Annotated in this window: 22 protein-coding genes and 1 pseudogene; 16 read left to right on the top strand and 7 right to left on the bottom strand. The window is 69.7% G+C overall.

The features are described from left to right. Positions 1–50 precede the first annotated feature (50 nt). Both pruA and B9D87_RS12845 read left to right on the top strand, forming a co-directional pair. On the top strand, positions 51–1,682 hold the full coding sequence (gene pruA / locus B9D87_RS12850; RefSeq protein ID WP_007773671.1) for an L-glutamate gamma-semialdehyde dehydrogenase: 1,632 nt from the start codon (positions 51–53) through the stop codon (positions 1,680–1,682). Further along, the gene (locus B9D87_RS12845) at positions 1,682–2,641 is read left to right on the top strand and encodes a proline dehydrogenase family protein (RefSeq protein ID WP_007773672.1); all 960 of its coding nucleotides are present in this window, start codon (positions 1,682–1,684) and stop codon (positions 2,639–2,641) included. The genes pruA and B9D87_RS12845 overlap by 1 nt, the downstream gene beginning before the upstream one ends. 33 nt (positions 2,642–2,674) lie before the next feature. Here B9D87_RS12845 and B9D87_RS12840 read toward each other — a convergent pair whose 3' ends face one another. From B9D87_RS12840 to B9D87_RS12820, 5 genes and pseudogenes are all read right to left on the bottom strand, one after another. Continuing rightward, the gene (locus tag B9D87_RS12840) at positions 2,675–3,289 is read right to left on the bottom strand and encodes a TetR/AcrR family transcriptional regulator (RefSeq protein WP_007773674.1); all 615 of its coding nucleotides are present in this window, start codon (positions 3,287–3,289) and stop codon (positions 2,675–2,677) included. Between the two features lie 8 nt (positions 3,290–3,297). Next, a pseudogene (locus B9D87_RS12835) lies at positions 3,298–4,466 on the bottom strand (lipid-transfer protein). After that, complete coding sequence (locus B9D87_RS12830; RefSeq protein ID WP_007773677.1) at positions 4,463–4,912, bottom strand: MaoC family dehydratase; 450 nt, start codon at positions 4,910–4,912, stop codon at positions 4,463–4,465. Before B9D87_RS12830 ends, B9D87_RS12835 begins: the two are co-directional and overlap by 4 nt. An 85-nt stretch (positions 4,913–4,997) precedes the next feature. Next, positions 4,998–5,396, bottom strand: coding sequence for a Zn-ribbon domain-containing OB-fold protein (locus B9D87_RS12825; RefSeq protein ID WP_007773678.1), 399 nt, complete (start codon positions 5,394–5,396; stop codon positions 4,998–5,000). Next, positions 5,396–5,941 (bottom strand): FAS1-like dehydratase domain-containing protein, encoded by a 546-nt coding sequence (locus tag B9D87_RS12820; protein ID WP_007773679.1) that lies wholly within the window; start codon positions 5,939–5,941, stop codon positions 5,396–5,398. Before B9D87_RS12820 ends, B9D87_RS12825 begins: the two co-directional genes overlap by 1 nt. A 197-nt stretch (positions 5,942–6,138) precedes the next feature. Between B9D87_RS12820 and B9D87_RS12815 the strand changes: the two genes are divergently transcribed. The 4 genes from B9D87_RS12815 (at position 6,139) to B9D87_RS12800 (ending at position 11,593) form a co-directional block, all read left to right on the top strand. Next, a complete protein-coding gene (locus tag B9D87_RS12815; protein ID WP_007773680.1) occupies positions 6,139–7,599 on the top strand; it encodes an aldehyde dehydrogenase family protein in 1,461 nt (486 codons plus the stop codon). 139 nt (positions 7,600–7,738) lie between these two features. Further along, positions 7,739–8,647 (top strand): alpha/beta fold hydrolase, encoded by a 909-nt coding sequence (locus B9D87_RS12810; RefSeq protein WP_007773681.1) that lies wholly within the window; start codon positions 7,739–7,741, stop codon positions 8,645–8,647. 29 nt (positions 8,648–8,676) lie between these two features. Beyond that, positions 8,677–10,092, top strand: a complete 1,416-nt coding sequence (locus B9D87_RS12805) for an acyl-CoA synthetase (RefSeq protein ID WP_007773682.1) — start codon at positions 8,677–8,679, stop codon at positions 10,090–10,092. Positions 10,093–10,297: 205 nt separating this feature from the next. Beyond that, positions 10,298–11,593 carry an MFS transporter gene (locus tag B9D87_RS12800; RefSeq protein WP_040631225.1) on the top strand — a complete coding sequence of 432 codons (1,296 nt, stop codon included), beginning with the start codon at positions 10,298–10,300 and terminating at the stop codon, positions 11,591–11,593. Between the two features lie 8 nt (positions 11,594–11,601). Here B9D87_RS12800 and dapD read toward each other — a convergent pair whose 3' ends face one another. Further along, the gene (gene dapD / locus B9D87_RS12795; protein WP_007773684.1) at positions 11,602–12,555 is read right to left on the bottom strand and encodes a 2,3,4,5-tetrahydropyridine-2,6-dicarboxylate N-succinyltransferase; all 954 of its coding nucleotides are present in this window, start codon (positions 12,553–12,555) and stop codon (positions 11,602–11,604) included. A 293-nt stretch (positions 12,556–12,848) separates the two neighbouring features. On the opposite strand from dapD, the gene B9D87_RS27715 reads away from it, so the two are divergent. The 3 genes from B9D87_RS27715 to dapE are packed head-to-tail and all read left to right on the top strand — an operon-like array spanning position 12,849 to position 15,967. Next, entirely contained in the window at positions 12,849–13,655 is an 807-nt protein-coding gene (locus B9D87_RS27715; protein WP_007773686.1) for a PPE family protein, SVP subgroup, read from the top strand. Positions 13,656–13,688: 33 nt separating this feature from the next. After that, positions 13,689–14,849 carry a PPE family protein gene (locus tag B9D87_RS12785; protein ID WP_007773687.1) on the top strand — a complete coding sequence of 387 codons (1,161 nt, stop codon included), beginning with the start codon at positions 13,689–13,691 and terminating at the stop codon, positions 14,847–14,849. A 53-nt stretch (positions 14,850–14,902) separates the two neighbouring features. Continuing rightward, on the top strand, positions 14,903–15,967 hold the full coding sequence (gene dapE, locus B9D87_RS12780; RefSeq protein ID WP_007773688.1) for a succinyl-diaminopimelate desuccinylase: 1,065 nt from the start codon (positions 14,903–14,905) through the stop codon (positions 15,965–15,967). On the opposite strand, the gene B9D87_RS12775 is transcribed toward dapE, so the two are convergent. Further along, positions 15,964–18,090 carry an AAA family ATPase gene (locus B9D87_RS12775; RefSeq protein ID WP_040631164.1) on the bottom strand — a complete coding sequence of 709 codons (2,127 nt, stop codon included), beginning with the start codon at positions 18,088–18,090 and terminating at the stop codon, positions 15,964–15,966. The two genes, dapE and B9D87_RS12775, sit on opposite strands and share 4 nt — an antisense overlap. 88 nt (positions 18,091–18,178) lie before the next feature. Here B9D87_RS12775 and log point away from each other — a divergent pair, with 88 nt between their 5' ends. The 7 genes from log to B9D87_RS12740 all read left to right on the top strand — a co-directional run bounded on the left by log (position 18,179) and on the right by B9D87_RS12740 (position 24,061). Continuing rightward, on the top strand, positions 18,179–18,742 hold the full coding sequence (gene log, locus B9D87_RS12770; protein WP_007773690.1) for a cytokinin riboside 5'-monophosphate phosphoribohydrolase: 564 nt from the start codon (positions 18,179–18,181) through the stop codon (positions 18,740–18,742). Between the two features lie 74 nt (positions 18,743–18,816). Next, positions 18,817–20,595 (top strand): long-chain-acyl-CoA synthetase FadD6, encoded by a 1,779-nt coding sequence (fadD6, locus tag B9D87_RS12765; RefSeq protein ID WP_007773691.1) that lies wholly within the window; start codon positions 18,817–18,819, stop codon positions 20,593–20,595. A 171-nt stretch (positions 20,596–20,766) separates the two neighbouring features. Continuing rightward, entirely contained in the window at positions 20,767–21,723 is a 957-nt protein-coding gene (gene folP, locus B9D87_RS12760; protein WP_007773694.1) for a dihydropteroate synthase, read from the top strand. Continuing rightward, the gene (locus B9D87_RS12755) at positions 21,720–22,736 is read left to right on the top strand and encodes a glucosyl-3-phosphoglycerate synthase (protein WP_007773698.1); all 1,017 of its coding nucleotides are present in this window, start codon (positions 21,720–21,722) and stop codon (positions 22,734–22,736) included. Before folP ends, B9D87_RS12755 begins: the two co-directional genes overlap by 4 nt. A 59-nt stretch (positions 22,737–22,795) precedes the next feature. After that, a complete protein-coding gene (locus B9D87_RS12750) occupies positions 22,796–23,143 on the top strand; it encodes a DivIVA domain-containing protein (RefSeq protein WP_007773699.1) in 348 nt (115 codons plus the stop codon). Next, positions 23,140–23,721, top strand: a complete 582-nt coding sequence (locus B9D87_RS12745; protein WP_007773700.1) for a DNA-3-methyladenine glycosylase I — start codon at positions 23,140–23,142, stop codon at positions 23,719–23,721. The genes B9D87_RS12750 and B9D87_RS12745 overlap by 4 nt, the downstream gene beginning before the upstream one ends. 166 nt (positions 23,722–23,887) lie before the next feature. After that, positions 23,888–24,061 carry a DUF3117 domain-containing protein gene (locus tag B9D87_RS12740; RefSeq protein ID WP_003878471.1) on the top strand — a complete coding sequence of 58 codons (174 nt, stop codon included), beginning with the start codon at positions 23,888–23,890 and terminating at the stop codon, positions 24,059–24,061. Positions 24,062–24,068: the final 7 nt, after the last annotated feature.

The following is a 24,068-nucleotide window of genomic DNA, read 5'->3' as shown; positions in this document are numbered from 1 at the left end:
TTGTTCGATCGGCTAACTCGTTGCGCGGTCGCCGCGAGGATCCTTGCAGCATGGACGCGATAACACAGGTCCCGATGCCGGCCAACGAGCCGGTCCACGACTACGCCCCACATTCGCCGGAACGCGCCCGGCTGGCCACCGAACTGGCCGCGCTGGCCGATGGCCCGATCGACCTGCCGCACGTCATCGGCGGCACCCACCGGATGGGCGACGGTGAGCGCATCGACGTCGTCCAACCGCACCGGCACTCCGCCACGCTGGGCACCCTGACCAACGCCGGGCACGCCGACGCGACGGCGGCGATCGAGGCCGCGATGGCCGCGAAACGCGCATGGGCCGGACTGCCCTTCGACGAGCGGGCGGCGGTGTTCCTGCGCGCCGCCGACCTGCTGGCCGGCCCGTGGCGGGAGAAGATCGCCGCCGCGACGATGCTCGGCCAGTCCAAGTCCGTCTATCAGGCCGAGATCGACTCGCCGTGCGAGCAGATCGACTTCTGGCGGTTCAACGTCGCGTTCGCGCGACAGATCCTGGCGCAGCAGCCGATCAGCGGGGCGGGGGAGTGGAATCGCAGCGAGTACCGCCCGCTGGACGGCTTCGTCTACGCGATCACGCCGTTCAACTTCACCTCGATAGCGGGCAACCTGCCGACGGCGCCGGCGCTGATGGGCAACACGGTGGTGTGGAAGCCGTCGATCACCCAGACGCTGTCGGCGTATCTGACCATGCGGCTGCTCGAGGCCGCTGGGCTGCCTCCCGGCGTGATCAACCTGGTCACCGGCGACGGCCTCGCCGTTTCCGATGTAGCACTGTCCGATCCGAGGCTGGCGGGCATCCACTTCACCGGGTCGACGGCAACCTTCCAGCATTTGTGGCAGCAGGTGGGCGCCAATATCGGCCGCTACCACAGCTATCCGCGGCTGGTCGGCGAGACCGGCGGCAAAGACTTCGTCGTCGCGCACGCCTCGGCACGCCCGGAGGTGTTGTGCACCGCCCTGATTCGCGGCGCGTTCGACTACCAGGGGCAGAAATGCTCGGCCGCATCGCGCGCGTTCGTCGCGCAGTCGGTGTGGCGCCGCATGGGTGACGACTTCCTGGGGAAGACCGCCGCGCTGCGCTACGGCGACGTGACCGATCTGACCAACTACGGGGGAGCGCTGATCGACCGGCGCGCCTTCATCAAGAACGTCGACGCCATCGAGCGCGCCAAGGGCGCGCCCCACGTCACCATCGCCGTCGGCGGCGAATACGACGACCGCGAGGGCTATTTCGTGCGGCCCACGGTGTTGCTGTCCGATGACCCTGGCGACGAGTCGTTCGCGACGGAATACTTCGGCCCGCTGCTGTCGGTCCACGTGTATCCCGACGACGATTACGAGCGCATCCTCGACGTCGTCGACACGGGGTCGCGGTACGCGCTGACCGGTGCCGTCATCGCCGACGACCGCGAAGCCGTGCTGACGGCACAGGACCGGTTGCGGTTCGCCGCCGGGAACTTCTACGTCAACGACAAGCCGACGGGCGCGGTCGTCGGGCGTCAGCCGTTCGGGGGATCGCGTGGCTCGGGCACCAACGACAAGGCCGGATCGATGCTGAACATGTTGCGCTGGACGTCGGCTCGCACCATCAAGGAGACCTTCATCCCGGCAAGCGACCACACCTATCCGCACATGGGCGCCGAGTGATGGCCGGACTGTTCGCCAGCACACTGCGCCCGGCGATCCTGGCCGCGGGCCGCCGCGACGGCGTGCGTCGCACCGCCGAACGGCTGACGCTCACCCGCAAGGTGGTGCACCGGTTCGTGCCCGGCGAGACCATCGAATCCGTGCTGAACAGCGTGGCGGCGCTGCGTGATTCGGGCCGACTCGTCAGCGTCGACTATCTGGGCGAGGACGTCGCCGACGCCGACGACGCCGACGCGGCGGTGCGGACCTACCTGGACCTGATTGAGAAGCTCGGCGGGCCCGGCGATTTCGACGTCGCTGCGCCTTTCGAGGTTTCGGTGAAATTGTCGGCGCTGGGGCAGTCGCTGGAGCGCGACGGGCACAAGATCGCGCGGGACAACGCGTGGTCGATCTGCGACGCCGCCCGGCGTGCCGGCGTGTGGGTGACGGTGGACGCCGAGAACCACACCACCACGGATTCGACGCTGCGCATCGTGCGCGACCTGCGCACCGAATTCCCCTGGCTGGGCCTGGTTTTGCAGGCGTATCTGCGGCGCACCCTGGACGACTGCGAGGAATTCGCCGCCTCGGGCGCGCGGGTTCGGCTGTGCAAGGGCGCCTACGACGAACCGGCCTCGCTGGCCTACCGCGAGCCGACCGAGGTCACCGACTCGTACCTGGCCTGCCTTCGGGTGCTGATGGCGGGGTCGGGCTACCCGATGGTGGCCACCCACGACCCGGAGATCATCGCCGCGGTGCCCGAGATGTCACGCGAATCGGGCCGTCGCGGACGCGAATTCGAATACCAGATGCTCTACGGCATCCGCGACGACGAACAGCGACGTCTCGCCGCGGCGGGCAACCCGGTGCGGGTGTACGTCCCGTTCGGCACCCAGTGGTACGGCTACTTCATGCGGCGGCTGGCCGAACGCCCGGCCAATCTGGCGTTCTTCCTGCGGGCGTTGACGACACGCCGATAACCCGCGGCGAGACTTAGCTCACGCCCGCTGACACTAGCCGCGCCGCGGGCGCGGACGCTCGCTGGCGAAGCCGCGAACGACATGGGCCCGAACGAATTCCGCCGTCACCTCCGGATCGTCCATGTCCAGCGTCGAGGACGGCGTGCTGAACAGCGAGAACAGGATGCGTGCGAACCATTCGCCGGCGGCCTCGATGTCGAGGTCCTTGCGCACCTCGCCCGTGAGCCGGGCGGCGGACAGGTACGGGGCGAAGAATTCGACGCACTCGCGCAGCAGCACGGCGGCGTCCTTGGTCAGCAGCAGGCTGATGGCGTCCTCGTCGAAATACTTCTCCGAGGCGATGACCCGTCGCGCCTGAGTGACGAATACCGCTGCGGCGCAGAGCTTGTCCTCAAGGGTGCTGCTGGCGTCCATGGCCTTGGTCATCTCGAGGTAGAACCGCTGCGACGCGTGTTCGGCGCACGCCTCGACGATCGAGGCCTTGTCGGAAAAGTATTCGTAGATCGTGCTGCGGGACACGCCGGCGTGCTTGGCGATGTCGACGATCGTCGCCTTCTGCAACCCCTGCCTGCCGAAGCAGGCGAACGCGGACTCCACGATGAGCTCGCGGGTGTCGGGCGACTGGATGTTCGCGGACGGCTGAGTCACGGTCCCCCTCAGCCGGCCGGTGCGAGGATCAGGCCGCTGGTCGGCACGCCGGTTCCGGACGTGACGAGCACGTGTTCGACGTTGTCGACCTGGTTGTACGAGGTGCCCCGCACTTGGCGCACGCCCTCGGTGATGCCGTTCATGCCGTGGATGTAGGCCTCACCGAGCAGCCCACCGTTGGTGTTGATCGGGAACTCCCCACCCAGCGACAGCCGCTCGACGGTGGCGAAGTCCTTGGCCTCCCCGCGACCGCAGAAACCGAGCTCCTCGAGCTGGGCGAAGACGAAGGGCGTGAAATGGTCGTAGATGAACGCGGTTTGGATGTCTTGCGGCTTGAGGCCCGAGTCGCGCCACAGCCGCCGGCCCACCACGCCCATCTCGGGCAGGCCGGTGATCTCGTCGCGGTAGTAACTCGTCATCATCTCGCCGTCGCGGCCGCGCCCTGGGCCGCCGCGGTGATGATGGCCGGCGGCTGCCGCAGGTCGCGGGCGCGCTCGGCGCTGGTGACGACGAGCGCGACACCGCCGTCGCTCTCCTGGCAGCAGTCGAGCAGGCGCAGCACGGGTTCGACGATCCACCGCGAGTTCTGGTGGTCTTCGAGGGTGATCGGACGCTGGTAGAACCAGGCGTCGGGATTGGTCGCCGCATGCTTGCGGTCGACGACCGCGATCCGGCCGAAGTCGGAGTTGGTGACGCCGTACGTCGACATGTAGCGCTGCGCGTGCATCGCGACCCACGCCGCCGGGGTGAGCAGTCCGAACGGTGCGTAATGCGCCATGAACAAGGGAGTTTCGGCCATGCTGCGGCCGCTTCCGCCGAATCGGAAGCCGGAGCGTTCGTTGAACGCACGCCAGCACACCACCACGTCGGCGACGCCGGTGGCGACGGCCATCGCCGCGTGCACGACAGTGCCGGCGGCCGCGCCCCCGCCGTGGTGCACGCGGGAGAAGAAGCTCAGGTCGCCGATGCCAACGTTGCGCGCGATGTCGATCTCGTCGCTGGAATCCATGGTGAACGTGACCATGCCGTCGACCTCATCGGGCGACAGGCCTGCGTCGTCCAGCGCGGCGCTGACCGCCTCGCACGCCAATTGCAGCTCGCTGCGCCCGGATTCCTTCGAGAACTCCGTCTGGCCGATCCCGACGATGGCCGCCGCACCCGGCAGCGCCCGGCTCACGCGCCCACCCCGTCGAGCAGGCTGAGCACCGCGGTTCCGGAGACGTGATCGCCCAGGCTGTTGGTGCCCTTGAACGCCACCTCGACAAAGTTTTCACCGTCCGGTCCTTGCGTCTTGCCGGTGACGCTGCCGGTGAACCGCAGCGGATCGTCCGGAAAGCAGGGCACGCCAAGGCGGATCGACAGGTTCTTCACCATCGCCTCGGGCCCGGCCCAATCGGTGAGGAAGCGCACGCAGTAGCCGTTGGTGGTCAGGATGTTCATGAACAAGTTGGGCGAGCCCTGCTGCTTGGCGTAGTCGCGGTCGTGGTGCACCGGCATGAAGTCCCGGGTGGCGATCGCGCCGGCGACGATCATCGTTGTGGTAATCGGGATTTCGAGCGCGGTGACCTCGTCGCCGACCGAAATGTCTCGCCATTGCAAAGTGCGGTTGGCGGTCGTCGTCATGCGGGTCCTTCCGAATAGGTTGCGCCAAGCCCGGTCAGCGGCGCCGAAGCGGTGTCGAGCGTCAAGTCGAAATCCATTACCGCGCCTAACCGCTGGGCCGAAATTGGTGCAACACCAAGCCGTCGTCGAACGTCTGGTAGTAGACCTGAACGGCCAGTCCCGGCGTCACCGCGGACGGATCGACTCCGGTGAGGTTGGACACCAAACGGACCCCCTCTTCGAGTTCCACCAGCACGACCACGTAGGGGTATTCGAAGAAGGGAAACCGGGGTTCGTGCGGCATCACGTAGCTGTAGACCGTGCCACGCCCCGACGACTCGATCGCGTCCCACTGCAGCGAACGGCAGCGCGGGCACATCGGGCGGGGCGGGTGGCGCAGTTGCCCGCAGCCGCCGCAGCGCTGGATCAGGAGTTTGTTCTCCCGCAACCCATTCCAGAAGAACTCTGTGTCGGCGGTGATCGCCGGCGCGATGCGGCTCGCCATCAGTTTGCCGGCCTGAATCGCAGCACCCGGAATCGCTGCCGTCCCAACACGTCACCGTTCTGGTCGGTGTAGGTCGTCAGCCAGGTCAGAAAGAAGCCGGTGCCCAGCGCTGTCTTCTTCTCGCCGGAGACCGATTCGTAGACCGTCGTCGCACTGATCTCGTCACCCAACCGTGGGTAGCGCTCGATCTCGAACTCCGAGTTGGTCGCCACCGTGCTGGTGTAGCCGGCCTCATCGAGGAATGCCGTTGGGTTGCTTTGGATCTCGACGGGCGCGCCGCCCCGCTCGCCGATGCCCTCGAGCTTAGGTGACGGCATGGTCCAGGTCTGCAGCATCACCGGTGGCGACACGATGCCGCCGAATCGTGACGAGGCGGCGAACTCGGGGTCGATGTAGACCGGGTTCATGTCGGCCATCGCGTACGCCCAGTGCCGGATCATGGGCTGGTTCACCGGGTCCGGTGCCAGCGACGGCTTCCCGGTGCCACCGGTCGGCTGTCCGACGAGGGCACGCACCTTGGCGCTGACGGATTCTGAGTCGGTCACGTAGCAAAGCCCCTCTCGCAGGACACCGTATCGGACAGATTGGTGCGATCTGTCATGCGAAATGTGTGTACTCTGCGCCGTCGCGCGCTGTCAATACGACAGCAAAGCAGGGCCATAGCGGGGAATTCGCGCAAATGCTGATTGACGGCGGCCGCCGGGGCGGGTACACCAAGTGATCAGATGACCGGAGGACGCACATGGCCGATTCACCCGCTCTTGTCCAGACCTATCAGCTCTACATCGACGGCCACTGGGTCGAGCCGCAGGGCGGCCGCTATGACGACATCTCCCCGTCCACCGAAGCCGTGATCGCCACCGCACCCGATGCCAGCGTCGCCCAGGTCGGTGACGCGATCGATGCCGCGCGCCGCGCCTTCGACAGCGGGCCGTGGGGCACGATGAGCACCGATCAGCGCGCCGGGTGCCTGAACCAGCTCGGCGAGGCGCTGACGAAGCACGCCGACGACTTCTTCGCGCTGTCCCAGGCGGAGTGGGGCTGCACTGCCAACGAGCGCATCATGCAGATCGACGGCGCCGGGTTCATGTCCATGCACGCCGCCCAGCTCGCCACCCAGCTGGCCGATCAAGAGGTCACCGGGATGGGCGCCGGAACAACCTTGTTGCGGCACGCGCCGCTGGGTGTGGTGTCGGTGCTGACGCCGTGGAACTTCCCGCACTGTCTCAACGTGATGAAGCTGAACCACGCTCTGGCGGCGGGAAATACCGTCGTGCTCAAGCCCTCTCCGCTTACCCCGCTGGCCGGGCTGGCTCTCGCGCGGATCATCGACGAGCACACCGACATCCCGCCCGGTGTGGTCAACGTCGTCACGCCTTCCAGCGTGGACGCGGCCAAGCTGCTGACCACCGATCCACGGATCGACATGGTGAGCTTCACCGGCAGCTCCCTCGTCGGCCGACAGGTGATGTCCGCGGCCGGCGACACGATGAAGAGGATCCTCCTCGAATTGGGTGGCAAGTCGGCGAGCATCGTCCTCGACGACACCGAGATCACCGACGAGATGCTGCAGCAGATGCTGTTCGACGGCTGTTCGCTGCATGCCGGGCAGGCCTGCATCCTGCACAGTAGGCTGCTGCTCCCCGATTCCCTGCACGACGACGTCGTCGACCGGCTGGCGGCGCTGGCCCGCGGCATAAAGGTGGGCGATCCGACGGACCCCGACGTGCAGATGGGCCCGCTGATCAGCGCGGGGCAGCGGGGCCGGGTCGAGGAGCACGTCGCCCGCGCGCTCCGGGAGGGAGCCAAGCTGGTGACCGGCGGCGGTCGTCCGGCCGGCTTGGACGTGGGCTTCTACGTCGAACCGACGATTCTCTGCGACGTCGAAGCGAATTCGACTATCGCGCAAGAAGAAGTGTTCGGTCCCGTGTTGGCGGTGCTGCGCTACCGCGATGTGGACGACGCGATCGCGATCGCGAACAACTCGCGGTACGGCCTCTCCGGCGCGGTGTGGGGCGGCGATGTAGACCGCGCCGTGAGTGTCGCGCGCCGGATCCGGACCGGCCAGGTGGCCGTCAACGGCTGCGGCGCGGGCGGCGCACCGTTCGGCGGCTTCAAACTCAGCGGGCTGGGCCGGGAGGGCGGTGGCATCGGTGGACTCCATCAATACATGGAGCCGATGGCCATCGGTGTTCCCGCGTAAGGCGACCACCCTGCGTACTCGGAATCGCTTTCGTTTTAGATCCGTCACCTAGATCGGCAAGCGGGTGCTCAACGCACAGCCGCCGGCACCGCCCGGCCGCCCTTTGGTGAACCGCGCCTGACATGCCAAGCTGCTCGGCATGGTCATCGAGATCGCCCGCCCCAAGCTCGAAGGAAACGTCGCCGTCGGCGAGGACCGCCAGATCGGCTTCGCCGAGTTCGGCGATCCGCAGGGCCGGGCCGTCTTCTGGCTGCACGGCACCCCCGGCGCCCGCCGCCAGATTCCGGTTGAGGCCCGCCTCTACGCCGAGAACCACAAGATCCGGCTCATCGGGCTGGACCGCCCCGGGATCGGCTCGTCCACACCCCACCGCTACGAGAACATCCGGGCCTTCGCCGACGACCTGCGCACGATCGCGGACACGCTCGGCATCGACAAGATGGCCGTCATCGGCCTGTCCGGCGGCGGGCCGTACGCGCTCGCGTCGGCCGCGGTGCTCGGTGATCGGGTGGTCGCCTGCGGCGTGCTCGGCGGCGTCGCGCCGTTCCTCGGTGATGAAGGCATCACCAGCGGCCTGATGAACCTGGGCAAACGGGTGGCGCCGCTGCTGCAGCTGGGCGGTGACCCGCTGCGGATCGGCGCGAGCCTGATGGTCCGGGCCGTCCGCCCGGTCGCCAACACCGCGCTGTATTTATATGCGGCCATATCGCCCGAGGGGGACCGGCGCCTGCTCACCCGGCCCGAGTTCGGCGCGATGTTCCTCGACGACCTGCTCAACGGCAGCCGCAAGCAGCTGGCCGCCCCCTTCAACGACATCATTCTGTTCACCCGCGACTGGGGATTCCGGCTCGACGAGGTCAAGGTCCCGGTGCGCTGGTGGCACGGCGACAGCGACCACATCGTGCCGTTCGCCCACGGCCAGCACGTGGTTTCGTTGCTGCCCGACTGCGAACTGTTCGTGCTGCCCGGCGAAAGCCACCTCGCCGGGCTGGGCCGCGGCGAGGAGATCCTGTCCACCCTGATGAAGATCTGGGACGAGAAAGGCTGACCTTCGCCGGCGCCGGGTAGCCTGCTGACGTGCTGCTGGCGTCGCTTGATCCTTCGGTCCTCACCACCACCGATGTCGCCGACGCGGTGCGCATCGACGGCACCGTGTTCAGCCGCAGCGACCTGCCCGGCGCCGCGACGTCGGTGGCCGAACGGGTGGGCGGCGCGGGCCGCGTCGCCATCCTGGCCGCCCCGACCGCCGCGACGGTGCTGGCCGTCACCGGGTGCCTGATCGCCGGGGTGCCCTTCGTCCCGGTGCCCGCCGACGTCGGCGCGGCCGAACGCCGGCACATGCTCACCGACTCCGGAGTGAAGGCCTGGCTCGGGCCGGCGCCTGACGAGGCGGAGGGGCTGCCGCACATCCCGGTGCGGTTGCACGCCCGGTCCTGGCACCGCTACGCCGAGCCGTCGCCCGACGCCACCGCGATGATCATCTACACGTCGGGGACCACCGGGCTGCCCAAAGGCGTGGTGCTGAGCCGGCGGGCGATCGCCGCCGACCTGGACGCCCTCGCGGAAGCCTGGCAGTGGACGGCCGACGACGTCCTGGTGCACGGCCTGCCGCTCTTTCACGTGCACGGCCTGGTGCTGGGTCTGCTCGGCTCGCTGCGGATCGGGAATCGCTTCATCCACACCGGCAAGCCGACGCCCGCGGGCTACGCGCAGGCCGCGACCGACCACGGCGGCACGCTGTTCTTCGGGGTGCCCACCGTGTGGTCGCGGGTGGTGGGCGACGAGGCGGCCGCCCGGGCGCTGCGCCCGGCGCGGCTGCTGGTCTCCGGCAGCGCGGCGCTGCCTGTTCCGGTGTTCGACCGGCTGGCCGGGCTCACGGGACACCAGCCCATCGAACGCTACGGCGCGTCCGAATCGTTGATCACGCTGTCCACCCGCGCCGACGGCGAGCGGCGCCCCGGCTGGGTGGGCCTGCCGCTGACCGGCGTGCAGACCCGCGTGCTCGACGACGACGGCGGGCTGGTGCCGCACGACGGCGAGACCGTCGGGAAGCTGCACGTGCGCGGCCCGATGATGTTCGACGGCTACCTGAACCGGCCGGACGCCACCGCCGAGGCGTTCGACACCGACGGCTGGTACCGCACCGGCGACGTCGCGGTGATCGACGGCGACGGGATGCACCGCATCGTCGGGCGCGAATCGGTCGACCTGATCAAGTCCGGCGGTTACCGCATCGGCGCCGGCGAGATCGAGACGGTGCTGCTCGGGCATCCGGGCGTGCAAGAAGCGGCGGTGGTCGGTATGCCCGATGCGGACCTGGGTCAGCGCATCGTCGCATTCATCGTCGGATCGGCCGACGGTGACGCGCTGATCGACTATGTCGCCCAGGAGCTTTCGGTGCACAAGCGGCCGCGTGAGGTGCGCATCGTGGACGCGCTGCCGCGCAACGCCATGGGCAAGGTGCTCAAAAAGCGGCTGCTGACCGACGGCTGAGCGGCCGCTCAACCGGGTCGCGCCTCGTCAGCCGGGCGCCGAGACACGCAGCAATTTGCCAGGTTCGGCGCCGAGCGTGGCCGCGAAGCTTCACCTACCGTCGTAACCGTGCATCCCCTCGTCACCGTGCATCGCGCTGACCGGACCGCGAACGGCCGCCATGGGTGAGCCCGCTCGACCCGTGGGCACCGCCGCGCCCACCCCCATGCGGCGGATCGCGATGGCCTGCCTGGTGGGCTCGGCGATCGAGTTCTACGACTTCCTGATTTACGGGACCGCGGCCGCGCTGGTGTTTCCCATGGTTTTCTTCCCGGGCCTCGGCTCCACCGTGGCCACCATCGCCTCGATGGCGACGTTCGCGACGGCGTTTCTGTCCCGCCCGTTGGGCGCGGCCGTGTTCGGGTATTTCGGGGACCGGCTGGGCCGGAAGAAGACGCTCGTCGCCACGCTGCTGATCATGGGCGCGTCGACAGTGAGCGTGGGCCTGGTCCCCAGCACCGCATCGATCGGCGTCGCGGCACCGCTGATTCTCATCGTTTTGCGGTTGTTGCAGGGGTTCGCCGTCGGCGGCGAATGGGCCGGGTCCGTCCTGCTGAGCGCCGAATACGCGCCGTCGGGCCAACGCGGCTGGTATGGCATGTTCACCTCGCTGGGCGGTGGCACGGCGGGCATCCTCGCCAGCCTGACCTTTCTCGCCGTCAGCCTCACCATGGGCGAACAGAGCACCGCGTTCATGGAATGGGGATGGCGGATTCCCTTCCTGATCAGCGCGGGGCTGATCGTTATCGCGCTCTATGTGCGGCTCAACATCGACGAGACCCCGCTGTTCGTGGAGGAGAAGGCCCGCAACCTGGTACCCAAAGCGCCGCTGACGGAGCTGGTGCGGTTGCAGCGGCGCGAGATCGTGCTGGTCGCGGGCTGTTTCCTGGGCGGCATGGGCTTCGTGTACCTGGGCAACACCTTCCTGGTCATGTACGCGCACTCCCACCTGGGCTACTCGCGCAGCTTCATCTGGGGCGTCGGCGCCCTGGCCGGGCTGACCAGCATCGCGTTCGTCTCGTTCGGGGCGTGGATGTCGGATCGAGTCGGGCGACGCCGGGTGATGCTGTGGGGGCTGGCGGCGTGTCTGCCGTGTTCGTTCGTGGTCATCCCGCTGATGGACACCGGCAACCCGGCGTTGTACGTGGTCGCGGTCCTCTGCATGTTCGCCGCCGCGGCGTTCACCAACGGCCCCACCGGGGCCTTCGTTCCCGAGCTGTTCGCCACCCGCTACCGCTACAGCGGCGCGGCGGTGGCCATGAACCTTGCCGGCATTCTCGGCGCCGCCGTGCCGCCGCTGTTGGCGGGCACCCTGCTGGCGACCTACGGCAGCTGGGCGATCGGGCTCATGATGGCGACCCTCGTCGGGGCCAGTTTCGTGTCCGTCTCGCTGCTGCCCGAAACCAGGGGGTCCGCGCTGCGGACCGTCGCGGTCGACGAGCGGGTTCCCGCCGACCTATAGGCGCCCCGTCAGTTGGCGTGCAGGTCCTCGTTGAGGGCGATGCCGTGCCCGCCGCGGGCCACCACTTCCACCGCCCCGCTGACCGAATTGCGGCGGAACAACAGGTTGTTGCCGCCGGACAGCTCCAGGGCCTTGAGCGTTTTACCTTCCGGCGTAATGACTTTGGTGCCCGCGGTGACATACAGGCCCGCCTCGACGACGCAGTCGTCACCCAGGGAGATGCCCAGGCCCGCGTTGGCGCCGAGCAGGCAGCGCTTGCCGATCGAAATCACCTCGGTGCCACCGCCGGACAGCGTGCCCATGATCGAGGCGCCACCGCCGACATCGGAGCCGTCGCCCACCACCACGCCGGCGGAGATGCGCCCCTCCACCATCGACGCCCCCAGGGTGCCGGCGTTGTAGTTGACGAAGCCCTCGTGCATCACCGTCGTGCCCGGGGCCAGGTGGGCGCCCAGTCGCACCCGGTCGGCGTCGGCGATGCGCACCCCGGTCGGCAGGACGTAGTCCACCATGCGGGGGAACTTGTCGACGCCGTAGACCGTCACCGGTCCATGGCGCCGCAGCCGGGCCCGGACCGCTTCGAATCCCTCGACGGCGCACGGTCCCCGGTTAGTCCAGACGACATTGGTCAATACCCCGAATAAGCCGCCGGCGTTCAGCCCATGCGGCGCCACCAGCCGGTGCGAGAGCAGATGCAATCGCAGGTAGGCGTCGTAGGCGTCGGCGGCCACGTCGTCCAGCGAGCCGATGACCGTGCGCACGGCGACGGTCTCGGTGCCACGGTCGTCGTCGCGGCCGAGCAGCGCGGTCAACTCCGGGGGAACGTCGGACAGCGCCAGCCGCGATGTCGCGCTGGTGCCCGATTCGGTCAGTTCCGGTGCGGGAAACCACGTGTCGAGGATCGATCCGTCGGCGGCCAGCGTTGCCAGGCCTATCCCTGCGGCACCTGCTGCTCTTGTCACGGCGGTCAGGTTACTTCCCGGGCCGCGCTCCCGCCCGCCCGCCCCGCTGCCGAACGGTCCTCGGGGGGCGGTCTAATGCTCAAAGATCCACTCGGGCAAGGAAATTCGACGCTATAGGGCGCGTTGTGCGCATTCGCGGTTGGGCGGCCATGACGGTCCTAGCAGGTCAAGGCGTGAATTTCGCCGTTTCGGGTACGCAGCTTCCGGGGGTCGGGGGGTTCGCTTTCTGACCTTGTCGCAGGCCCCTGAGTCGCGGTCCATAGAGGCCGCTTGATCGCCGAAGGAGAAAAATTATGTCCTTTGTAACCACCCGGCCCGAGGCGCTGCTGGCTACCGCGAGCATGCTCCAAGCGCTCGGCTCGTCGATGGACGCCCAGAACGCGGCCGCCGCGGCGCCCACCACGAGCATCGCTCCCGCGGCCGCTGACGAGGTCTCCGCCCTGCAGGCCGCGCAGTTTTCCGCCTACGGTGCCTGGTACCAGCAGGTCAGCGCCCAAGCCAAGGCGGTTCACCAAACCATGGTGGCCAACCTGAACAGCAATGCCGGTTCATACGGCGAGACCGAAACCGCGAACAAGGTCACCACCAGCGCCGCGGCGCTGCAGCAAGTTGCACCGGCCGCCGCGGCCGCCGACCCACCTCCGGGAGACGCCGCCCTGGGCACCGAGATCGAATGGGGGCAGAACGTCGGCTCCGCCGCGTCGGACTTCATCACCTTGGGCGAGGGGCAATTCGCCCCCGTCCCCGGCGCGTCCGGAATCCCCAATTTCAACCCCGATCTCGCCGCGGGTCTCACCTCGGCGGCGCCTGCGAGCGCGCCGACACCCGCCGCGCCGGTGCTGGCGAGCGTCGGTCAGGGTCCCTCGATCGGTGCGCTGTCGGTGCCGCCCAGCTGGGCGGCCGGCGGTGTGCCCGCGGCGACGCCCACCGCCGCGACCCTGACGGGCGCGGGCTTCACCGCCGCCGCGCCCCACAGCGCGTCGGTGACCACCATCCCGGGTGGCCTGCCCTCGATGGCCACCACCGGGCGCGGGGGCTACGGCCTTGGCGCGCCCCGCTACGGCGTCAAGCCCGTCGTGATGCCCACACCGACCGTCTAACCCCGCCCTAAAACTGAGAACAGGAGTCCCCCAATGACTTTCGACTTCGGAGCGCTGCCCCCAGAGGTCAACTCCCTGCGCATGTACACCGGCGCCGGTGCCGGACCGATGATGGCCGCCGCGGCGGCGTTCAGCGCCCTGGCCGACGAGCTGAGCACGACCGCCGCGGCCAGCCAGTCGGCGATCGCGAATCTGACCGGCGAGGAGTGGATGGGTCCGTCCTCGGTCGCCATGGCCACCGCCGCGCAGCCGTACGTGACGTGGATGCACACCACCGCGGCCCAGCTGCAACAGGCGGCCTCGCAGGCCATGGCGTCGGCGGCCGCCTACGAGGCGGCGTTCGCGATGACCGTGCCGCCGCCATTGGTCGCGGCCAACCGGGCCCAGCTGGCGTCACTGGTCGCGACGAACGTGCTGGGCCAGAACACCGCGGCCATCGCGGCCACCGAAGCGCAGTACGGCGAGATGTGGGCACAGGACGCCGCCGCGATGTACGGCTACGCCGCGGCATCCGCCGCCGCGGCCCGGCTGAGCCCGCTGACCGATCCGGCGCCCACCAACGGCCCGGGTGGATTGGGCGTCCAGACGGCCGCCACGGCCGCGCAGACGAGTGGGCTCCGCGGCGTCGTCTCCAGCGTGCCCAACGCCGTCCAGTCGTTCGCCGCGCCGGCCGCGGCACCCGCGGCAGCGCCGGCCGCGACCACGGCGGCCAGCGCACTGGACAGCGTGCTCGGCGACCCGCTGGTGTCCAATATCGGCAACGCCGGTTTCGACGCCGTCTCCTGGAATGTGTTCAATACCATCGTGTCCAACATCCTGTACAACCACACCCTGGACACTGCGGCCGCCGCCGGCGTGGCCGGCGATGTGACGGGCGGGATCGGCGGCGGCGCGTTGGTGGGCGCCGCGGCCCCGGCCGCCGCCGCGAATGTGGGCGCCGCTCCCGTGCTGGCGAGCGTGGGCTCAGCGTCCCCGGTCGGCGGATTGTCGACGCCCGCCGCGTGGTCGGCGGCCACCCCCCGGGTTCCCGCCGCGACCGTCGCGGGCACGGGATGGACCGCACCCACCGAAGAGGCGCACACCACGTGGGCGTCGGGCATGCCGGCTGTCGCCTCGGCGGGGCGGGGCGGCTATGGCATGGGGCCGCGCTACGGCGTCAAACCCAAGGTGATGCCGACGCGATTGCTCGTCTAGCACGCGGAACGTTCCGCGGCTCGGCAAGCTCGATGACTCGCTATCGTGGGACCGTGCTGGACTTACGCGGAGATCCGATCGCGCTGACCGCCGCGCTGGTCGACATCCCCAGCGAATCGAGGGACGAAGCGCGGCTGGCCGACGAGGTCGAGGCCGCGTTGCGGGCCCAGGCCGCCGGGTTCGAGATCATTCGCAACGGCAACGCCGTGCTGGCGCGCACCAACCGCGGCCGGCCGTCGCGAGTCCTGCTCGCCGGGCACCTGGACACCGTGCCGGTGGCCGGAAACCTGCCCAGCCGCCGCGAGGGCGACCACCTGTACGGCTGCGGCACTGCGGACATGAAATCCGGGGACGCGGTCTTTCTGCATCTCGCCGCCACCGTGGCCGAACCCGTGCACGATCTCACGCTGGTGATGTACGACTGCGAGGAAATCGACGCCGCGGCAAACGGATTGGGCCGCATCGAACGCGAGCTGCCGGACTGGCTGGCGGCCGACGTGGCCGTGCTGGGGGAGCCCACCGGCGGCTACATCGAGGCCGGCTGCCAGGGCACCCTGCGCGTGGTGGTCAGCGCCACCGGGATCCGTGCGCATTCGGCGCGATCCTGGTTGGGCGACAACGCGATTCACAAGCTCGGCGCCGTGCTGCAGCGCCTGGCGGCTTACCAGGCGCGCAGCGTCGACATCGACGGCTGCGTCTACCGTGAGGGCCTGTCGGCCGTGCGCATCGACGGCGGCGTGGCGGGCAACGTCATTCCCGACGCGGCCGCGGTGACGGTCAACTTCCGTTTCGCACCAGACAGGTCGCTGCCCGAGGCGCTGCAACACGTGCACGACGTGCTCGCGGGGCTCGACGTGCACATCGAGCAGACCGACGCGGCGGCCGGCGCGCTGCCCGGGCTGTCCCAACCCGCCGCCAAGGCGCTGGTCGAGGCGGCCGGCGGCAACGTCCGGGCCAAGTACGGCTGGACCGACGTGGCGCGGTTTGCCGCGCTGGGCATCCCGGCGGTCAACTTCGGGCCCGGCGATCCGAATCTGGCGCACAAGCGCGACGAGAAGGTCGAGGTCGCCAAGATCACCGCCGCGGTGGACGTGCTGCGCGGTTACCTGGGTGGCTAAGCCGTCCCGGCCCCACAGCGCTGCGCCTGCGCGGCGGCATCCGCGGCGGCGGCGTGCATGCCGATCGAGGTGAGCTCGTCCGACACCGCCCGCAGGCCCGCGTCATCGCCGGCGGCCAGCGCGCGGGCGTGGGCGAGCGCGATTCTTCCCGCGACGCAGTCGATCTCGTCGCAAAGCCGGGCCAGCGGATCGGCGGCCCGGGTGTCACCGAGCCGCACGGACTCGTGCCAGACGCGCACCGCCACGCCCCGCTGGCCGCCGCGTTCGGCCATCCGGGCGGCGTCGCGCGCGGCGGCCACCGCGCCGTGCGTGTCGCGCACCAAGGCCAGCCGCCACGCCCGCGCCACGCCGAGCTCGGGCGCGAACAGCGCCGACTTGGTGCCGTGCCGGGATTCGGCCCTGCTCAACGCCTTTGCCGCGGCGGCGGTGTCGCCCTGCTGGGCCTGGGCGGTGGCCAGCAGCGTCAGCGACAGCGGCCCCCAGGAGTAACCGGTGCGCTCCAGGGTGGCGGCGGCCGGACCCAATAGTTCTGCTGCAGAAGCGAATTCACCCTTCGAAATCAGCACGTGCGCCAGCAGCACCTCGCCGATGGCGCGGCCCGGCTGCTGCAGTTCGGCGAAGTCGGTGAACTGCTGAGCGAGCCGCCGCGCTTCGTCGGGGTGGCCGGTCATCAACCGCGCGGTGGTCTGACCCAGCCCGATGGTGAAGCGCAGCAGCCCGGGATGTTCGGCGGCCAGGGCGCGCTGCGCCAGCGGCTCGACGTCCTCGAATCGGCCCTCGCGCGCCGCGCACAAGGCCCCGGCACTGGCCGCCCAGGCCACCGCCTGGTCGTCGGCCGCCGGCGACGCGAGGACGTCGGCGGTGACCTTCACGGCGTGCCCGACGTTGCCCGCGTTCATCGCGAAGGTCGCGCTGAGCGCGTCCAGGGTGGTCCGCGGCCCGGTATCGGCGACCCGGTTGCGCACGGTCCGCAGGAAGGCGGTGGCGCGCTCGGGTTCGCTGAGCATCCAGAACTGGTTGGCCGCCCGCAGCAGTGCCCAGTCCATCAACGCCGCTTCGGTCAACGCGCTGGGGTCGACGTCGGCCAACACCGAATCGGCCTCCCGGCCGCGGCCCTGCCAGGCCAGGGCGTGCGCCAGCGCGAGCCGGGCCGCCAACCCGCCGGACCGCTGCAGCGCCGAGCGGGCCAGCCGTTCGCCCAGCGCCAGGTCGCCGAGCCGCAGCGCCTGCTGCGCGGCGGCGACGACGTCGGGGACCCGCGGGGGAGTGTCGCTGTCCAGCGCCAGCGACACTATCCGCAACCGGTCACTGAGGTGCTCGGACGGCCGCTGCGACAACAGCGTGACCAGGTCGGTGCGTCGTTGCCGGGCGTCTTCGGGGTCCAGCGCGGCCCGCGTCCGCTCGGCGAACAACGGATGGGCGCTATAGACCACCGGGTCGTCCGACGACCCGCCGCGCGTCCGGGTCTCGGCGGCACCCCACCTCACCGCGTCGGTCACCGCGCCATCGCCGGCGAGCGCGGTCAGATCGGCGACCGAGAGCGGCTCCGCGACGGCGAGATACTCCAGCACCGATCGCGCCGCCGCCGGGAGCTCGGTGAGGAACGTGTTGATCTCCGCCGGTGCGGTCGCCTCGCCGGGCGGCTCGATGTCGATCCGGGTGAGCAGCCCGTCGCTCCACAGCGCCGCGATCGCCTCGGGGCAGCGGTCGGCTTGCGCGGTGACGATGAGCCGGCCCGCGCCGTCCCGCGCCAGCTGGTAGACCAGCGTGGCCGACAGCACGTCCAGGTGTTGGGCATCGTCGACGATCAGCAGCAGGTCGTCGCCGCCCAGCGACGCCCGGGCGGCCCGCAGCAGCGCGGCCGGCTTGCCGAGGTCGGCGATCTCCACCAGATGGCTGAACGCCCCGAACGGGACGGCGCGTTCGGTCGGGGTGCCGGTAACCCAGCGGACGAGCGTGTCCGGGTGCCGGCCGGCGAACCGCTCGGCGGCCGTCCGGGCCAGGGTGGATTTGCCGACGCCGTCGGGTCCCAGCACCACCGCCCCCCGCGCGCCGTCGGCCAACGCCGCATCCAACCGCTCTGAGGCCGTCGCATGGTGGGGGACGTTCCATCGAATCGGCACTGCCGAATTTTATGGTGCGTGGGCGGGGCGGCAGGGCGAAAGCCCCAGATATGACGGGCCGTATGCGGTTGGTCTACCTTTGGCGGATATGCCCGACCGACGCGATTCGTCCAGCGGGTGGTCGGTGTGTGTGTATTGCGCATCCGGCCCGGAGCATCCCGAATTGCTCGGAGTCGCTGCGGAACTCGGCGAGGCGATCGCCGAGCGGGGCTGGACGCTGGTGTGGGGTGGCGGCCGGGTGTCGGCGATGGGGGCGGTGGCGAGCGCGGCGCGCGCCCGCGGTGGGCGGACCGTCGGCGTCATCCCGAAGATCCTGATGCGCCGCGAGATCGCCGACGCGGACGCCGACGAGCTGATCGTCAGCGACACCATGCACGAGCGCAAGCAGCTCATGGAAGACCGGGCCGACGCGTTCGTCGTGCTGCCGGGTGGCCTCGGCACCCTCGACGAGTTGCTTGACGCATGGACGACGGCCTTTCTCGGTCTGCACGACAAACCAATCGTGTTGCTGGACCCCTTCGGTCACTACGAAGGGCTGTGGACCTGGTTGTGCGGATTGCTGGACAGCGGTTACGTCTCCCAGGTGGCGATGGACCGGTTGGTGCTGGTCGACAAGGTGAGCGCGGCCCTGGAGGCGTGCGCACCCGCCTGAGCCCGCCGACGGGTTTGCCACCCCTACTAGGCTGTCCGCCGAGCTTGACATTGGAAACGAATCGAGGGGATCACGTGTCCGATCGTGACGGGGGAGCGCGCACGGCGGTCAAACTGACCGACATCGCATTTCGGGCGCCGGCCGTGCTGGCCGACCTGCCGGTGATCGTGCGCGGCGCGATGACCGGGCTGCTGGCCCAGCCGGGCTCCAAGAAATCCATCGGCACGGTCTTCCAGGAGCGGGCCGCCCGCTACGGCGACCGGGTCTTCCTGCGCATGGGCGATCAGCAACTGACCTACCGCGACGCCAATGCCGCCGCGAACCGGTACGCCGCCGTGTTGGCCGCGCGCGGCGTCGGCCAGGGCGACGTCGTCGCCATCATGCTGCGCAACTCGCCCAACACCGTGCTGGCCATGCTGGCCGCGGTCAAGTGCGGTGCGGTCGCCGGCATGCTCAACTACCACCAGCGCGGCGAGGTGCTGGCGCACAGCCTCGGCCTGCTGGACGCCAAGGTGCTCATCGCCGAAACCGATCTGGTCAGTGCCGTGGCCGAGTGCGGCGGATCGGGCAGCACCGAGACGCTGACCGTCGAGGACCTGGAGCGGTTCGCGGTGAGCGCGCCGGCCACCAACCCCGCCTCCGCGTCGGCGGTCCACGCCAGGGACACCGCGTTCTACATCTTCACCTCGGGCACAACGGGCTTCCCGAAGGCCAGCGTCATGACGCACCTGCGGTGGCTCAAGGCGCTCGCGGCGTTCGGCGGGATCGGGTTGCGGCTCAAAAGCTCTGACACGCTCTACTGTTGCCTGCCGCTGTACCACAACAACGCGCTGACGGTGGCGCTGTCGTCGGTGATCAACTCCGGGGCGACGCTGGCGCTGGGCAAGTCGTTCTCGGCGTCGAAGTTCTGGGACGAGGTGATCGCCAACGATGCCACCGCGTTCATCTATATCGGCGAGGTGTGCCGCTACCTGCTCAACCAGCCGGCCAAGCCGACCGACCGCGCGCACAAGGTGCGGCTGATCGCCGGCAACGGGCTGCGCCCGGAGATCTGGGACGAGTTCACCAAGCGATTCGGCATCGCCCGCGTCTGCGAGTTCTACGCGTCCAGTGAGGGCAACGCCGCGTTCATCAATGTCTTCAACGTGCCGCGCTCCACCGGCGTCTTCCCGATGCCGCTGGCCTACGTCGAGTACGACCCCGACACCGGCGCCCCGCTGCGTGACGACAACGGACGGGTCCGCCGGGTACCGGCGGGCGAGCCCGGTCTGTTGCTCAGCCCGGTCAACCGGCTGCAGCCGTTCGACGGCTACACCGACAAGGAGTCGAGCGAAAAGAAGTTGGTGCGCAACGCCTTTCGCGAGGGCGACTGCTGGTTCAACACCGGCGACGTGATGAGCCCGCAGGGCATGGGACATGCCGCGTTCGTCGACCGGCTCGGGGACACCTTCCGGTGGAAGGGCGAGAACGTGGCCACCACGCAGGTCGAGGCGGCGCTGGCGTCCGACGACTCCGTCGAGGACTGCACGGTGTTCGGGGTCGAGGTGCCGCGCACCGGCGGCCGCGCCGGGATGGCCGCGGTCAAGCTGCGCGGCGGCGCCGAGTTCGACGGGCAGTCGCTGGCCCGCTCCGTGTACGACCAGTTGCCCGGCTATGCGCTGCCGTTGTTTGTGCGGGTGGTGGACTCCATCGAGCAGACGACGACCTTCAAGAGCCGCAAGGTGGAGCTGCGCGAGCAGGCCTACGGCTCGGACGTGGAGGACCCGCTGTACGTGCTGGTCGGGCGCGACGAGGGCTACGTGCCCTTCTATGACGAGTACCCCGACGAGGTGGCCGAGGGCAAACGCCCCTAGGGAGCGCAACCCCTGGGCTGACGCTCACCCGTTCTCCCTTACGCCGAGTGCGCGGCAGGCCGCACACTCGGCGCCCGCTGTGCGGCTCGCCGCACACTCGGGCGGCGTGCGCAGCCCGCCCTCTGCGGTCCCCGGGCCGCACGCGCGGCGGCGACCGGGCACCATGTACGTGTGCATTCGACACCGCCGGCCTCGGCCGGCCAATCGACACCGCCGGCCTCGGCCGGCCAATCGACACCGCCGGCAAGCGCCGGCCGATCGATGCTGTGCGGCCGCCCGGTCGCCGGCGATCGTGCGCTGATCATGGCGATCATCAACCGCACCCCGGACTCGTTCTACGACAAGGGTGCGACCTTCGGCGACGAGGCCGCCCGCGCCGCGGTGCATCAGGCCGTCGCCGACGGCGCCGACGTCATCGACGTCGGCGGCGTCAAGGCCGGCCCCGGTCAGGAGGTCGATGCCGACACCGAGATCGCCCGGCTGGTGCCGTTCATCGAATGGCTCCGCGACGCCTACCCCGACCAGCTGATCAGCGCCGATACCTGGCGCTGCGAGGTCGCCAAGGTGGCCTGCGCGGCCGGCGCGGACCTGATCAACGACACCTGGGGCGGCATCGACCCGGCGCTCCCGGAGGTGGCCGCCGAGTTCGGGGCGGGCCTGGTGTGTTCGCACACCGGCAACGCGCTGCCGCGCACGCGCCCGTTCCGGGTGAACTACGGAACCACCACCCGCGGCGTGGTCGACGACGTCATCGCCCAGGTCACCACGGCCGCCGAGCGGGCGGTGGCCTGCGGGGTGGCTCGCGACCGGGTGCTGATCGACCCCACCCACGACTTCGGCAAGAACACCTTCCACGGGCTGCTGTTGTTGCGCCACGTGGGCGATCTTGTTAACACCGGGTGGCCCGTGCTCATGGCTTTGAGCAACAAGGACTTCGTCGGGGAGACTCTGGGTGTGGAATTGACCGAGCGGCTCGAGGGAACGCTGGCCGCCACCGCGCTGGCGGCCGCCGCGGGTGCGCGCATGTTTCGCGTGCACCAGGTCGCCGCCACCCGCCGGGTGCTGGAAATGGTGGCCTCGATCCAGGGAACCCGCCCGCCGGCGCGCACGGTGAGGGGGCTGGCATGACCGCATCGGACCTGTTCGCCGGTGATCTCGCGAACGACAGGGTGCTCGCCGCGCGGCCCGGGGACGTGTGGCTGGCCAACGAACGGCGCAACCGTCCCGCCTGGACGATCGCCGAACTGGAGGCCGCGAAGGCCGGGCGGACCATCTCGGTGGTGCTGCCGGCCCTCAACGAGGAAGAGACCGTCGAGTCGGTGATCGAGAGCATCGCACCGCTGGTCGATGGGCTGGTCGACGAGCTGATCGTGCTGGATTCGGGCTCCACCGACGACACCGAGATCCGCGCGGTCGCGGCGGGCGCGCGCGTCGTCAGCCGGGAGCAGGCCCTGCCCGAGGTGCCGATCCGGCCCGGCAAGGGCGAGGCGTTGTGGCGCTCGCTGGCGGCCACCACCGGCGACATCGTGGTGTTCGTCGACTCCGACCTGATCGACCCGCACCCGATGTTCGTGCCGTGGCTGGTCGGCCCGATGCTCACCGGTGACGGCATTCACCTGGTCAAAAGCTTCTACCGCCGGCCGTTGCGGGGCAGCGAGCTCAGCGACGTCGGCGACGTCGGGGGCGACGTCAGTGCCACCGGTGGCGGGCGGGTCACCGAGCTGGTGGCCCGGCCGTTGCTTGCGGCGCTGCGTCCGGAGCTGGGCTGCGTGGTGCAGCCGCTGGGCGGTGAATACGCGGCCAGCAGGGAGCTGCTGACCTCGCTGCCGTTCGCGCCGGGCTACGGCGTGGAGATCGGCCTGCTGGTCGATACCTTCGACCGGCTGGGCCTGGACGCGATCGCCCAGGTCAACCTGGGGGTGCGCGCACACCGCAATCGCCCGCTGGCCGAGCTGGGCGTGATGAGCCGCCAAGTCATCGCGACCCTGCTGTCGCGCTGCGGCATCCCGGACTCCGGCGTCGGGCTGACTCAATTCGTCGCCGACGGCCCCGAGGGCTCCGACTTTCAGGGCTACACCCAGCGCATCTCGCCGGTGTCGCTGGAGGACCGGCCGCCGATGCAGGTGCTCAGGCCGCGGTAGGCCCCGGCGCGCTCACGCTGAACGTCACCGTGTCGGTGGCATAGGGCAGTATCGATCACGTGGCGTTGGTGTTGCTGTACCTGGTGGTCCTGGTGCTGGTGGCGATCGTCCTGTTCGGCGCGGCCAGCCTGTTGTTCGGTCGCGGCGAGCAGCTGCCGCCCCTGCCCCGGGGGACGACGGCCACCGTGCTGCCCGCGTTCGGGGTGACCGGCTCCGACGTCGACGCCGTCAAGTTCACCCAGGTCCTGCGCGGTTACAAGACCAGTGAGGTGGACTGGGTGCTGGATCGGCTCGCGCGCGAGCTGGAGGCGCTGCGCGGCCAGCTGGCCGCGGTGCACGCCGGGCAGGAGGCCGAGGGCGAGCCCGGGGAACCGGACGACGGTGAGGATCGTCAGGACTCAGTGTGAGTGAAGACGAGCTGGTTCGCTGCAGCTGGGCGACCGTGCGACCGGGACCCGATTTCGAGCTGTACCGCGACTACCACGACCGCGAATGGGGTCAACCGGTGCGCGACGGGGTCGCGTTGTTCGAGCGGATGAGTCTGGAAGCCTTTCAAAGTGGCCTGTCATGGCTGATCATCCTGCGGAAACGGGAGAATTTCCGGCGTGCGTTCGCCGGGTTCGACATCGCCGCCGTCGCCGAGTACACCGACGCCGACGTGCAGCGGCTGATGGCGGATCAGGGAATCGTGCGCAACCGCGCCAAGATTGAGTCGACGATCGCCAACGCCCGGGCGGCCGCCGAACTGGGAACTCCGGCGGACCTGGCGGATCTGCTGTGGTCGTTTGCGCCGTCGCCGCGGTCCCGGCCGGCCGACCCGTCCGAAATCCCCTCGGCCACCGACGAATCGAAGGCCATGGCCCGTGAACTCAAGCGGCGCGGCTTCCGGTTCGTCGGCCCGACCACCGCCTATGCGCTGATGCAGGCGACCGGCATGGTCGATGACCATATCCGCGGTTGCTGGGTGCCCGCCGCTGCCCGCTGAGCACACAGTTGTGGGTCTTTGTACAAGTGATGACCTGGATAGGGAACAATGGGGGGGTGACAAGGCAGTTCGATGCCGGGCATGGCTTGAAGTTCGCTGGCGGGGCATGCTCGGTGCCGACCAGGTCCGCACGGGCGGGCCAGCTCGAACCTGGAGGGAGCACTCGATGGCGGCGATGAAGCCCCGGACCGGAGACGGTCCTCTGGAAGCAACAAAGGAGGGGCGCGGCATCGTGATGCGGGTACCACTTGAGGGAGGCGGTCGACTGGTCGTCGAGCTGACGCCCGACGAGGCGGCTGCCCTTGGTGACGAACTCAAGGGCGTCACGAGCTCCAGCTAGGGCTTGC

It is taken from the genome of Mycobacterium colombiense CECT 3035, assembly GCF_002105755.1.
Lineage (GTDB): Bacteria > Actinomycetota > Actinomycetes > Mycobacteriales > Mycobacteriaceae > Mycobacterium > Mycobacterium colombiense.
Note: the sequence above shows the minus strand (reverse complement) of the source record. Positions and strands in the feature narration are given on the sequence as shown.